Origin of the sequence: Breznakia sp. PFB1-19, from assembly GCF_029893935.1 — a bacterium.
Taxonomy (GTDB): Bacteria; Bacillota_I; Bacilli_A; order Erysipelotrichales; family Erysipelotrichaceae; genus Breznakia; species Breznakia blatticola.
On record NZ_JARXXJ010000038.1, the window covers coordinates 1 to 12,348 of the forward strand.

At 34.1% G+C, this 12,348-nt stretch carries 15 protein-coding genes; all 15 read right to left on the minus strand.

Annotated features, from left to right (window positions below; translation table 11 throughout):
* Positions 1-116: 116 nt before the first annotated feature.
* A complete protein-coding gene (locus tag M2098_RS11060) occupies positions 117-1,292 on the minus strand; it encodes an SPFH domain-containing protein (RefSeq protein WP_280684487.1) in 1,176 nt (391 codons plus the stop codon).
* A 12-nt stretch (positions 1,293-1,304) separates the two neighbouring features.
* Positions 1,305-2,174: a TIM44-like domain-containing protein gene (locus tag M2098_RS11065; protein ID WP_280684485.1), complete on the minus strand. Its 870-nt coding sequence runs from the start codon at positions 2,172-2,174 to the stop codon at positions 1,305-1,307.
* 32 nt (positions 2,175-2,206) lie between these two features.
* Positions 2,207-3,097: a TIM44-like domain-containing protein gene (locus tag M2098_RS11070; protein ID WP_280684483.1), complete on the minus strand. Its 891-nt coding sequence runs from the start codon at positions 3,095-3,097 to the stop codon at positions 2,207-2,209.
* Positions 3,098-3,167: 70 nt separating this feature from the next.
* Entirely contained in the window at positions 3,168-4,013 is an 846-nt protein-coding gene (locus tag M2098_RS11075; RefSeq protein ID WP_280684481.1) for an LCP family protein, read from the minus strand.
* Positions 4,014-4,016: 3 nt separating this feature from the next.
* The gene (gene trxA / locus M2098_RS11080) at positions 4,017-4,325 is read right to left on the minus strand and encodes a thioredoxin (protein ID WP_280684479.1); all 309 of its coding nucleotides are present in this window, start codon (positions 4,323-4,325) and stop codon (positions 4,017-4,019) included.
* Positions 4,322-5,158: an HAD family hydrolase gene (locus M2098_RS11085; protein ID WP_280684477.1), complete on the minus strand. Its 837-nt coding sequence runs from the start codon at positions 5,156-5,158 to the stop codon at positions 4,322-4,324. Before M2098_RS11085 ends, trxA begins: the two co-directional genes overlap by 4 nt.
* A gap of 94 nt (positions 5,159-5,252) precedes the next feature.
* Positions 5,253-5,969, minus strand: a complete 717-nt coding sequence (nagB, locus tag M2098_RS11090) for a glucosamine-6-phosphate deaminase (RefSeq protein WP_134167593.1) — start codon at positions 5,967-5,969, stop codon at positions 5,253-5,255.
* A gap of 89 nt (positions 5,970-6,058) precedes the next feature.
* A complete protein-coding gene (locus tag M2098_RS11095) occupies positions 6,059-7,111 on the minus strand; it encodes a hypothetical protein (protein ID WP_280684474.1) in 1,053 nt (350 codons plus the stop codon).
* Positions 7,092-7,436 (minus strand): PadR family transcriptional regulator, encoded by a 345-nt coding sequence (locus M2098_RS11100; protein WP_280684472.1) that lies wholly within the window; start codon positions 7,434-7,436, stop codon positions 7,092-7,094. The genes M2098_RS11095 and M2098_RS11100 overlap by 20 nt, the downstream gene beginning before the upstream one ends.
* A 110-nt stretch (positions 7,437-7,546) precedes the next feature.
* The gene (locus M2098_RS11105) at positions 7,547-8,374 is read right to left on the minus strand and encodes an ATP-binding protein (RefSeq protein ID WP_280684470.1); all 828 of its coding nucleotides are present in this window, start codon (positions 8,372-8,374) and stop codon (positions 7,547-7,549) included.
* Between the two features lie 7 nt (positions 8,375-8,381).
* Entirely contained in the window at positions 8,382-9,284 is a 903-nt protein-coding gene (murB, locus tag M2098_RS11110; protein ID WP_280684468.1) for a UDP-N-acetylmuramate dehydrogenase, read from the minus strand.
* 148 nt (positions 9,285-9,432) lie between these two features.
* Positions 9,433-10,323 carry an ROK family protein gene (locus tag M2098_RS11115; RefSeq protein WP_280684466.1) on the minus strand — a complete coding sequence of 297 codons (891 nt, stop codon included), beginning with the start codon at positions 10,321-10,323 and terminating at the stop codon, positions 9,433-9,435.
* Positions 10,324-10,423: 100 nt separating this feature from the next.
* Positions 10,424-10,624, minus strand: a complete 201-nt coding sequence (locus M2098_RS11120; protein ID WP_134167569.1) for a hypothetical protein — start codon at positions 10,622-10,624, stop codon at positions 10,424-10,426.
* A gap of 37 nt (positions 10,625-10,661) precedes the next feature.
* Positions 10,662-11,447 carry a pseudouridine synthase gene (locus M2098_RS11125; protein ID WP_280684463.1) on the minus strand — a complete coding sequence of 262 codons (786 nt, stop codon included), beginning with the start codon at positions 11,445-11,447 and terminating at the stop codon, positions 10,662-10,664.
* 213 nt (positions 11,448-11,660) lie between these two features.
* The gene (locus M2098_RS11130) at positions 11,661-12,077 is read right to left on the minus strand and encodes a hypothetical protein (protein WP_280684461.1); all 417 of its coding nucleotides are present in this window, start codon (positions 12,075-12,077) and stop codon (positions 11,661-11,663) included.
* Positions 12,078-12,348 lie beyond the last annotated feature (271 nt).

A 12,348-nucleotide genomic window follows, 5' to 3' on the forward strand; every position in this document is an offset into this window, starting at 1 on the left:
CAACAACGTTATGAATATCTGAAAAAGAAAACGTATAACCATTTTTATTCAACTGGTTATACGTTTAGTGCAATCCTTAACTTAATGACATTGAGCATTAACTGCCTCCAATAATTCTATTCTTTCGGTTTTCCGCATTCGCTGCAAAACTTACCTGTATTTTTTGTCCCATCATTTGGACAAATCCATGTCCCATCACTTGGTTTTGGATTTCCACATTCAACACAGAATTTCCCTGTATTTTGAATACCGTCTTCAGGACATGTCCATGTTGCATTTTGACTTGGTGCAGGATGATCTGCTACTGGTTTTGCATTGTCATCAAACATTCCAGCAATATTGTTTCCTGCTTGGTTTGCCATTCCATACCCCATGAAACCTTGCATAGCACCTGCTTCATTGCTTGCTGCTTTTTCCATCGCTGAAGCTTGTGCATCTACTAGACGCCCAGCTGCTACACGTTTATCACTATACATAATCGCATCATCGATATCTTCAATACGTTTACGACTTTCATCATCTGGTGTTACCTTTTCAATTGCAACTGATGAAATCACAATTCCACGTCGATCATTCCACTCTTCATCAAGTGCATCATTCATGTATTTAGCAAGTTCCATTTGTTTTTTTGGAATGTCATTATATTGCACATTTTCATCTGCTAGTTTTGCGATTGTTGTGTCTAATGCATTCACAAATTCTGCTTTGCTTTGTGCATCAAATTCATCTTTTGTATACGTATTAGAAACGTTTCCTGCTACATTTGTATAAAACTTGATTGGATCTTCAATCTTAAATGTATATTGTCCATAGTAGCGAATATAAATTCCACGATATGTTGGATCTTTATATGCCATTGGTGAAGCTGTTCCAAACTTGTTATCAAAGATTTCTTTTAGATTGATGAAGTATACACGTTGATCTTTTCCTGGTGTTCCTCCCATTGTAAAACGTTTTCCAAATGTTTTAAATGAATCAATCAAGCCAGAAAATCCACCAGAGAATAAACTTGGTTCACTTGAAGAATCCCAAGTGAAACGTCCCGGTTCCATACAAAATTCTACAATTTTTCCATCTTCAACAATGATTACTCCTTGCCCTTCGTTAATGGCAATACCTGTACCATTACTAATAATGTTTTCACTTGCTTTGGTGTTACTTCCTTTGCTTACAACTTTCACACCTTTTTTCATTAATTCGTTGTTGCTTAAACTCTCACAGTAGAAATACTCTAACCACTGATCTGCAAGTGTACTTGAAGCACTTGCAATTGCTGCTTTAATTAAACCCATGTCGTTTCTCCTTTACCATGCTTTAAAGACATTTAATACCCACCCATAATCACCTTTAGTAATTATAGAATTACAATATTCACATTCACCGCTGCTATTTACTTTTATAGGTGCTCCACAATTTGGACATTGATTTGGAACTAAGCCATCTGCAGTTGCGCTTGTTTTTACTCCTATTTTACGAATGAATTCAAAACGGTATTTTCGATCAAATACTTTGTTTGGATCTCCACTAATAATGTTTCCACTTTGATCATCGACCATGTAATCTGTACATGATGCATGTACTTGTACGGTGAGTACTTCATGATCTCCATCGATTCTATAACTAGCAAGTGTGACACTTTTTACATCTTGGTCATCCAATTTATTCGTAATTTTCTTTTCGATATATTCTTCCATTTGCTTATTGTGCATATTGAATAGTGCATTACTCTCAAATGGTCGAACCGTATGCCAATTTTTGGCCTCCCAGGCTTCTTGCAATGTGATATATAGTGTTGCAACCCATGTTTTAAATTCATCAGCAGAAAACTCTGGATCACTTGCTTGTATATCTTGAATGGTCTGTTCCTCATTTATACTCGATGTTGCTTCTGGAATTGGTTTTCGACTATTGATAATCACAATTGTAAATACACCAACTCCGAAGAGAATCGCAAATGCTGTAAAAGGTGTGAATTCTCCACTACCTCCACCGCTGCTTGAATAATCATCATCACTATCCCAGCTTGACCAATCACTACCACCAGAATCGCTTCCACCACCATCATCAAAGCCTCCAGTGTTTCCTACTTCGGCATGTACACTTGCAGTTGCAAGTATGCATACACTAAAGACCATCAATAAACTAAGTAATACTCTTTTTCCCTTATTTCTCATAAACTTCCCTCTTTATAAACATGTATATCTATCTACCAAGCTTTAAAGACATTTAATACCCAACCGTAATCACCACGTGTAATGACAGAGCCACAGTACTCACACTCTCCACTACTTGTTACTTTGGTTGGTGCTCCACAATTTGGACAGTTCGTCGGTACCAATCCATCTGCTTCTACTTTTGTTTTAACGCCTGCTTTGCGAATAAATTCAAAGCGATAATAACGTTCTTCTAAGCGGTTTGGATTTCCAGATAGTACTTTTCCTGTCGTATCATCAACTGTATAGTCCGTACAAAATGCATGTACTTGAACCGTTAAAACTTCTTGGTCTCCATCGACTCTAAAATCAGCGATTTTCACATCACGTACTTCTTGGTTGTCCAACTTATTTGTAATTTGTTTTGCAATGTATTCTTCCATTTGTTTATTGTGCATATTAAATAGTGCATTACTTTCAAATGGACGAACCGTATGCCAGTTTTTTGCTTCCCATGCTTCTTGTAAAGTTACATATAATTCGCCAACCCATCCTCTAAATTTCTCAGCTGAGAAATTGGAATCGATTGCTTGTACTTTCGCAATTGCACTAGCTTCATCCACATATGTTTGTTGTCTTTGATATGGATGTGATGATGTTCCTTGTACTTTACCTTTTCGCATTTGATAAATAAAGAACATAATCACCAGAAAGATGATTGTTTGCCAAATCCCTCCACCAAAGAATGGAAACATAAAGAAACTGGAACCGCCGCCACCGCCACTGCTGTAGCTTCCGCCACCTGACCAGCCACCGCCAGATCCACCAGAACCACCACCGCCAAAACCACCAGTGTTTCCAACTTCTGCATGAAGACTTACTGTAAACGAAAGAACAATAAGTACGGTAAATCCAAGTACCCAAAACATTTTCTTATTTTTCATTGTCTAATTCCTCTAATTTAACTCTATTATAAACCGAAAAACATAAAAAACATAAAAAAGTTGCAAGCTCTTATTCCTGCAACATTTCTTTTGTTTGTTCAAGCCATGTTTCATCTATATAGAAAAGCCATGATTCTTGTCCTGCATATGGTTCGTAAAATAAGCCACCCACACCTTCAGCAACACCTTGATTTAAGCTAAATTCATGAAATGCCATATCTGCATATCCTGTAATATCCCACAAACCAAAGTCTGTATCTGATATTTTTGTGACATCTTGATAAAAGTTAAACATCTTTGGTACACCTGCACTTTTCACAGTCGATACCATAGCTTTAATCACTTCTTGTTGGCGTCCAGCTCTTGCAAAATCACTATCACTTTTTCTATGTCTAGCATAAGCTAGTGCATTTTTACCATCCATATGTTCTTTAACACCTTCTGTGAAACAATAGCTATCTGCTTGATCGTTTTCATCTTGTTCGCAAAATGTTGCGGTTGGTGTCAAATCAATCCCACCAAGTGTATCCACTAAAGAAATCATCTTTGTGAAATCCACTTCTACATATTTATCTATTTTTATATCGAACAATAATTCTACTGTTTCGATAGTTCCCTCTATTCCTGCATATGCATGTGCATGATTTATTTTATCTTCACGTTCAACTGCTGGTATATATACATATGAATCACGTGGAATGGAAATTAGATCCACTACTTTGTGATCCTTATTTACATGAGCAAGCAACAAGGAGTCCGATCGTGAGACAGTCTCACCTTCTCTTGCATCAACCCCAACAATTAAAACATTAAGGTTTCCAGAAGTGGAAACCCTAACTTTATAAATTCCATACACGCATGCTACAAGAAGCAAGAAAACGATAAGTATTTTACCTATCCTTTTCATTACTTTCATATTTTATTTTCCTTTATTAATGAATTCAATTAATTGAGGTTTTGCCTGGAAACCTACAGTTGTCGCAAACTCTGTACCATTTTTAAATAATACTAATGTTGGAATTGACATAACATTATAGTTTTGCGCAATTGCTGGATCATTATCAACATTCAATTTGATAATTTTTACTTGATCTTGAAGTTCGTTTTGCACTTCTTCTAATACAGGTGCTTGCATTTTACATGGTCCACACCAGTCAGCATAAAAGTCAACTAATACCAATCCTTGTTCGATTTCTTTTTCAAAGTCACTACCTGATACAATTTTCATAATAATTCTTCCTCCTTATCATTGAAAAATTCTACGATTCCATCGCTATCATTACTCGCTGTTGTATAATTTGCGACATCTTTTACAATATCCATCGCATTGTCCATTGCCACTGAATATGTTACAACTTTCAACATTGACAAATCATTTTCACCATCGCCAAATACAACAACTTCATCTTCATTCCAATTGTTGATTTCCATCAACTTTTGTAAAGCATGTCCTTTACTTACACCATCTGGCATAATTTCTAGCCACTCTGGTGAAGCACGACCCATCCAATAGTCATATTGAAATGTTTCGTCTTTTAATGTTTCCAATAAAGCTTCAATTTTATCGCTACGATTGTACACACAGATCTTATTTACTTTTTGTGTAACTTGATCAATTGAGTCAATAAAGAAGAACTCACGATTACGCATTCCTTCCATATTGCTATTTTGTGTAATATAGTATGATTCTTTGACACCTTCAGGCAACATAATAAAGACATCTTCATCCCCCATAATGAGGATTTCACAATGGTATTTTTGCAGGGCTCTTACAATTTCAGCAAGTTCTTCATCGTGCATTTTACGAATAATCTTATGACTATCGTCTTTATAGTTATATAAAGCTACACCATTGGATTCAATAAGCATCCCGTTATGTTGTTCAAGTTGAATTGCTTCAGCTGCATCTTTCATACGACTTTTGGTTCTACCACTTGCCAATACAAGAGTGACACCTTTCTTCTCTGCAAGCCAATTCAATTTCTCTTTTGTTGGAATTGATACAATTTTATCACTTGTCAACAATGTACCATCCAAATCCATAACCACTGCTTTTACCATATTCGTATTATACCACCTATCATTATTTCATGCGAACGTAATGCCACAAAAGTTAATAAAAAAGGAAGTATTTTATAACCTCCCTAAACATATTTTATAATTTGCTTGCTGCTGCTTCATCAACAAATACGACACAGTCATCGTGTTTTTGTAAAATTGAAGCTGGCATATCTTCTGTGATTGGTCCATTTTTCATTGCAGCAACTGCATCAGCTTTTCCTTCACCTGTCGCAACAAGTAAGATTTTTTTCGCTTTCATGATTGTTGCAATACCCATTGTGATTGCTTTTTTAGGAACTAAGTCCATGTTTCCATCAAAGAAACGTGCATTATCTTCAATTGTTTTTTCTTGTAAATCGACAATGTGTGTTAATGAATCAAATGAAGTTCCTGGTTCATTAAATCCAATGTGTCCGTTACGTCCAATACCTAATACTTGGATATCTACTGAAACATCAGACATTGCTTTTTCATAAGCATCACAGTCAGCTTGTGTATCACCGTAAGGTAGGTGTGTATTTGCTGGATTAATGTCAATGTGATCAAACAATTGTTTGTGCATAAATGTTTCGTAACTTTCTGGGTGATCTTTTGGAATCCCAACATATTCATCTAAGTTAAATGAACTTACATCTTTATAAGAAACATTTCCTGCTTTATAATCTGCGATCATTTCGTTGTATAATCCAATTGGACTTGAACCTGTTGCTAATCCTAAAACTGCATTTGGTTTATTTACAACAACATCTTTCATTACTTCATAAGCTTTTTTTGCTACTTCATTGCTATCTTTACATACGATAATTTTCATTTTCTTCATCCTCCACTACTTATGTATTGCATCCTTGCACAACAACTATAATATATTACTCATTTAAAAACAACCAACTGGCAAGAACTTTATGCAATTTGCTTGTTTTTTGTGCGATAGTACATATATGTTTTACCAATTGCAATAGCAATACCTGCACAAGCACCAATAATTGCAATTGTTGTGAAAACTAGGATAATCGAATTTTCAAACCCACGATTTCCAACACGCATAAATGCATTAAGATCTATATCATGTTTTGCAACATAGCTAAAAAATGTGTTACTAAAAATCTTAGGTTGTCCTAATATATATAGCCATGAAAATAGTCCAACTACATGACTTATGATACTTACGATACAAACTTTGATATTCCAATGGCGATAGATTAACTTCACAATAGATTCAACCATTGAGATTGCCATCATAATTACAAGCATGGGTACAAGTACACTAACAAATGATTTTGCAAATATTTCGGTTTGAAGTAAACCATCTTCGTAGATTGCGACTTTGAAAGGTAAGTAATTACCAAAAATCAAAATCACAGCAACAATAAAGATCACACCAATAATCAATTCTGCAATAATATCTGCTAATGGAATAGACTTTGTTTTCTCTTGTGGAACTTCAGGTAAATCATCAACACTCCAATCCACTTCACCTTTTTTTAGACTTGTTCTTTCATAAATAACAAATCCAACGGTTGTCCAAACTAATGCTTGTACAACTGCAGAAGTACTTAATCCAATCGCATGTCCAATAACTTTTTTAAAAACTAATGCTGCACTTAATGTTTGTTGATCAACAGCTAACACTTGGAAAACTCCTTGAATTGCACCAATGATTGCAAGTGCAATTGCCACAACTGGAATCACAATCTTCATAACATGAATATAATCTTCATAGATTGCTGGTGATATTAAATATTTGGGCTTTTGTCGATACTCTTCAGCTAGTTTCGCAGGATTTCCCATACTATACAGTACTTCCTTAATATTTTCGTCACTTGCATCATCTGCCAACATATCGTAAATATTCGCTTCTAATTCTTTACGCACATCTTCGCGTTCACTTTCTGGTAAACGTCGTACTACATCATACACATATCGTTCAATACGATTATTTTTTTTCTTGTTCATGAATAATTCCCTCCATACTTTGTTGCATCAAATTCCATTCGTTGACCAATTCTTGAAACAAGCGTTCTCCTTCACTACTGATCACATAGTATTTGCGTGGTCGACTTTCACTTGTATCCCATTCATTTTGTAACACTCCTTGTTTGTCGAGTCTTCTTAGAAGTGGATACAGTGTATTTGCTTCAATCTCTATTCCTTTTTGTTTCAACGTTTGCAATAATTCATATCCGTATTGGGGTTTATGTAGACATCCCAATACTGCCATAATTAAACTTCCCCTACGTAATTCGGTAATATAACTTGCAAGTAAGTCTTTTGTACTCATAGTTTCACCTCACAATCACAATATACTGTGTGACACACACTATTGTCAAGAATACATTATTATAAATTTAAAACGAACACAAAAAAACTGCTAACAAAATTGCTAACAGTCTATTTATCATTATACGTATCTAGGAATGAAACCTCGTGTTCATCATCATAATATGCAAGTACTTTATCTAGATTTACATTACTCATACTATGAAAGATATTACTTTCAATGTATGGGTTACTTTGATGTAATTCTTTAACCAGTTGTTTCACTTCTTTTCTTTTACTACTATGCTCGTGATCCGCTTTTTCAATATCTTCTGTAAACCTGCACGCACATTGTAAAAAATCCATTCCTACATAATCTTTCCATGCAAGAATATCATCTTCTCTAACTAAATATAGTGGACGTATCAATTGCATCCCTTTAAAGTTTGTTGCATGTAATTTTGGCATCATGGTACGCACTTCACCTGCATAAAACAGATTCATCAAAGTTGTTTCAATGACATCATCATAATGATGTCCCAATGCAATTTTATTGCATCCTAGTTCTTTGGCAAAGCGATATAAATAGCCTCTACGCATTCTTGCACATAAGTAACATGGATTTTTCTCAATATGTTCGACAGACTCAAAAATCTTTGAATCAAAAATTTCAATTGGAATTTCTAAACGTTTCGCATTATGAACAATCATTTCTCTGTTTGCTGGTGAATACCCTGGATCCATCACTACATATTTTACTTCAAAAGGTATCGCACTAAAACGAGCTAAAAGTTGAAAGCACTTTGCCATAATCATGCTATCTTTTCCACCAGAAATACAAACTGCAATCACATCATGTTCTTCAATCAGTTTGTAATCACGTATTGCTTTCATGAATTTGGAAAAAACATCTTTGCGATATGTTTTTAATAAACTATTATTCATCTCTTTTGCGTTCATAAAACTCCTATTTTAGTATTCGTACTTCTTCTTCTAAACATATTCCACTATGTTCTTTCACTGTTTTTTTAATGTGTTCAATTAGTTCAATGAACTCTTCATACGTCGCACCATCATGATTGACCACAAAACCTGCATGTTTATCTGACACCATCGCTCTTTTTAATACAAAGCCTTTTAAACCAGCTTCATCAATCAATGCACTAGCATATCCTCCAACGGGTCGTTTAAAAGTGCTACCTGCACTTGGTTTATCTAACGGTTGCTTGCTTTGACGTTTTTCCCATAACTCATCCATACGTGCACGTATTGTATCTGCTTTTCCTGTTTCTAATTGAATCGAAATCTCTAAAACAATCTCAGACGTATCACTCAAACGTGAGTGGCGATAAGCAAATTCCATTTCTTCATTTGTATACTCATGAAAATTTCCATCTTCATCAACCGTGATACATGTTGCAAGTACATCTTTTAGTTCTCCCCCATAGGCTCCCGCATTCATAAATGTTGCACCACCAACACTTGCCGGTATTCCATAGGCAAACTCTAAACCTGTAAGTACTTGGTTATATGCGTACTCACAAACATCCCAAAGCATTGCACCTGCTTGTGCAAATACTTTTTGATTTTCATGCCAAATTTGATGCATATGCTTTTTCAAATAAATAATGATTCCATCATATCCATCATCACTCACCAATACATTACTTCCATTTCCTAAAATAAAATATGGAATATCACAAGTTTTTGCCTGTTGAATCAGCATTTTTACTTCCTCTTTTGAACGAGGTGCACAAAAAAATGTGGCATTTCCACCAATATGTAATGTTGTATATTCTTTTAAAGAAACTTGTTGTTCATAATCAAGATTATGCGCATCAAGATAGTTTTTAAATGTTTCTATTTGCATAATTTCATTCCTTATATATCGCTATCTTAATATAGATGATTTTCACTGTTTACGCAACGAAAAAGACTATAAATTCATTTTATTAACTGCAAAATAAAAACCTTATACATGAATCTTATTGACTAGAAAGTATATAAGGTTTGATTTACTATTTTTCTATATTTTGATTTTTTGTGTAAATTGCTGCACCTAGTAAATTTGCATCATTGTGAAATTTACACGTTGTTATTGTTGGATGAAATGCTGACTTGAAATGAAAGGATACTTTGGTGTTGTATACATCAAGTAGTGTATCTAAAAACCATGAAGCTTCAGATATTCCTCCCCCAATACAAATCACCTCTGGATTATACACAACATTTATTGCATGTAAACCCAGTGTGATGTTTGCACACCACCACTCAACTGCTTGGATTGCATATGGATTTTTTGCAATAAACTGTTCGCTCACATCTTTTCCATATTTGACATCTTCATTAGCAAGCGCATTATACTTTTGAATTAAACCTGGAACACCTGCGTGTTCAACTAACACTTCAATTTCATTTGTCTTCTCATTAATTCCAACAGGTAAGTTAGACAACTCTCCTGCAGCACCATCAAAGCCAGTGATTACACCACGATCATCACATAGACAACCACCAATGCCAGTTCCAATAATGAAGTATGCAGAACTTTTTGCACCTTTTCCATTTCCGATTTGCGATTCACAGTACCCTGCTGCTTTTGCATCATTAATCGTTGCTACTGGTTTTTGTAGACGCTTTTCAATCTCATTTGTGACATTGGTTTGATACATGATAATTGCATTACCACCCGCTTTAGTTGTTACTACTCCATCATCACTTAGCACACCAGGTGCACTAATACCTACTAGATCATATTCACAATCCAATCCACTGCAAATATCATCATAAAACTCATCTGCACTTTTGCATGCTTTCGTTTCTTTTTTCCATGTATGAACCAGTTGATTATTGTCATCAACTAGACCATACTTTACAAAGGTTCCACCTATATCAATTGCTAATACATTCATTCATAATCTCCTTGTTTATTTTACATATCATAGCAACAAATACGAAAAATGTCCTATAAATATAGTCAAATAAAACAAGATTGCTTCTTTGTGACAAAACTTACATCTCGTTTATTTTCTCATCTAGTAAAGCAACAGAAATTTGAAATGCTTCAACTCTACGCTTAGCAAGGGTAATTTGTGACTTATAACGTTTTTCTTCTTGCTTTGCTTCCAAGGTTTTAACAACCTCACTTGTTTTATGAATCAAAGAAAGTAATTGCTTCTTTGCTTCTTGTAATTGATCAATTGTATATTCCATAATTCTCCTTTCATTTGAAAAAAAGCCTTTTGTGGCTTTATTTTTGTAATTGTTGATTCATGATATTTAGTTCATCTTCACTAAGATATCTCCACATACCTTCTGGTAAATTGGCAAGTTTAATATTCATAATGCGTACACGTTGTAAAGCATCGACATGATATCCAAGAGCTGTACACATACGGCGAATCTGTCGATTCATCCCTTCACTAATAATTAGTGAAAATGTATGTGTACTCAGCTGTTTTACTTTAGCAGGTTTTGTTGTTTGATGTGCATTCGTAACTGCATTATAAATCGTAACTCCACTTGCCATTTTGTCTAAAAAATCCTTCTTTATTTTACGATTCACTTGTACAATATACTCTTTTTCATGTGCATGTTCTGAACGTAAAATTTTATTTACAATATCTCCATCATTGGTTAATAAAATCAAACCGGTTGTATCCTTATCCAACCTGCCAATTGGAAAAATTGGTGTTTCATAATTCATATAATCAACGATATTCGTTGCATCTTTTTTATCTGTTGTACATGTGATTCCTTTTGGTTTATGTAAAGCGATATAAACAAGTTTACTAGTTGGTTGTATGATAGTTTCTTTAACTGTAACTTGTTGTGAATTTTGTACTTTACTTCCCATTGTTGCAGTAATTCCATCAATTTTTACAAGTCCTTGTTCTATTAATTTATCCGCTTCTCTACGTGAACAATATCCAGAACTACTAATATATTTATTCAAACGTATGGCATCTTTTATCTCATGTTGAATCAGTTTTTGATCAACTTGTTTTTCTTTTCCAAACTGTGTTGCATGCTTCATGAATCATCCTCTATATTTCATTCTTATGTATTATACCATTGATTTTATATTTACTAAATATCATACAAAAACTCCAAGTAGATTCATACTGCTTGAAGTTCTTTTTTATAGTAAAGTTAGTTATATATATCATTCAGTTGATTGGTCAAAAGAGATAAGTATCTAAGAATATGTCCGTTAATCATTTTTGATATAACTACTAGTGACTTTGTATTAGAATCCTTCTAAATAATCACAATACTTTATTTCTTCCACCCATCCATCCTTCCATATTTGATATGTATTGTCATTATACATTTGCATAATATATGCTTTCCACTTACTAGGAGATGAAAAGAATTTGAAATGAAGGTGATTATATTTTTTGCACAAATTAATAAGATTCTTTTCTGACAAACCTGGAGAAAATTTATCAGTAAAAGAAAAATATGAAAATATGCAATTATACGCTTTAGATTGCAGTACCCAAACAACGTTATTACCAGAGACATTCGGAAAATAATCTAGTTCTTTTATTTTCACAAACAAATCTATATAAGTTGCATCATCATCCATTTGACAGATTAACGTATGCTCACTCATATCATCAGTTAAACACACACTATCTCTATTTATCATAATTTCTAACATTACTTTCCTTCCTTCGACATTACCACAGCATTTTCAATATATATCGAACTACAGAAATGGATGTCTAAAGAATTCTGTTAAGCTGATTGCGTGGTCATTCCATTTCTATATGAAATTTGATTTATTTTAGCTTTAAAGCTCATGGAGTTTTTGAAAATCATAATAACACTCCCATATTGATGTACCCCCTGTCAAGTAGACAGGCGAAATAAATAAAGAATTCTATATAGCTTGGTTACACATTAGTAATCAGGCTTTTACTTTGTTTTGA

What these genes read in the sequence shown, in the direction of transcription:
- M2098_RS11060 (WP_280684487.1), bottom strand. Translation starts at nt 1,292, where the DNA reads ATGGGTTTAATTAAAGCAGCAATTGCAAGTGCTTCAAGTACACTTGCA.
- M2098_RS11065 (WP_280684485.1), bottom strand. Translation starts at nt 2,174, where the DNA reads ATGAGAAATAAGGGAAAAAGAGTATTACTTAGTTTATTGATGGTCTTT.
- M2098_RS11070 (WP_280684483.1), bottom strand. Translation starts at nt 3,097, where the DNA reads ATGAAAAATAAGAAAATGTTTTGGGTACTTGGATTTACCGTACTTATT.
- M2098_RS11075 (WP_280684481.1), bottom strand. Translation starts at nt 4,013, where the DNA reads ATGAAAGTAATGAAAAGGATAGGTAAAATACTTATCGTTTTCTTGCTT.
- trxA (WP_280684479.1), bottom strand. Translation starts at nt 4,325, where the DNA reads ATGAAAATTGTATCAGGTAGTGACTTTGAAAAAGAAATCGAACAAGGA.
- M2098_RS11085 (WP_280684477.1), bottom strand. Translation starts at nt 5,158, where the DNA reads ATGGTAAAAGCAGTGGTTATGGATTTGGATGGTACATTGTTGACAAGT.
- nagB (WP_134167593.1), bottom strand. Translation starts at nt 5,969, where the DNA reads ATGAAAATTATCGTATGTAAAGATAGCAATGAAGTAGCAAAAAAAGCT.
- M2098_RS11095 (WP_280684474.1), bottom strand. Translation starts at nt 7,111, where the DNA reads ATGAACAAGAAAAAAAATAATCGTATTGAACGATATGTGTATGATGTA.
- M2098_RS11100 (WP_280684472.1), bottom strand. Translation starts at nt 7,436, where the DNA reads ATGAGTACAAAAGACTTACTTGCAAGTTATATTACCGAATTACGTAGG.
- M2098_RS11105 (WP_280684470.1), bottom strand. Translation starts at nt 8,374, where the DNA reads ATGAACGCAAAAGAGATGAATAATAGTTTATTAAAAACATATCGCAAA.
- murB (WP_280684468.1), bottom strand. Translation starts at nt 9,284, where the DNA reads ATGCAAATAGAAACATTTAAAAACTATCTTGATGCGCATAATCTTGAT.
- M2098_RS11115 (WP_280684466.1), bottom strand. Translation starts at nt 10,323, where the DNA reads ATGAATGTATTAGCAATTGATATAGGTGGAACCTTTGTAAAGTATGGT.
- M2098_RS11120 (WP_134167569.1), bottom strand. Translation starts at nt 10,624, where the DNA reads ATGGAATATACAATTGATCAATTACAAGAAGCAAAGAAGCAATTACTT.
- M2098_RS11125 (WP_280684463.1), bottom strand. Translation starts at nt 11,447, where the DNA reads ATGAAGCATGCAACACAGTTTGGAAAAGAAAAACAAGTTGATCAAAAA.
- M2098_RS11130 (WP_280684461.1), bottom strand. Translation starts at nt 12,077, where the DNA reads ATGTTAGAAATTATGATAAATAGAGATAGTGTGTGTTTAACTGATGAT.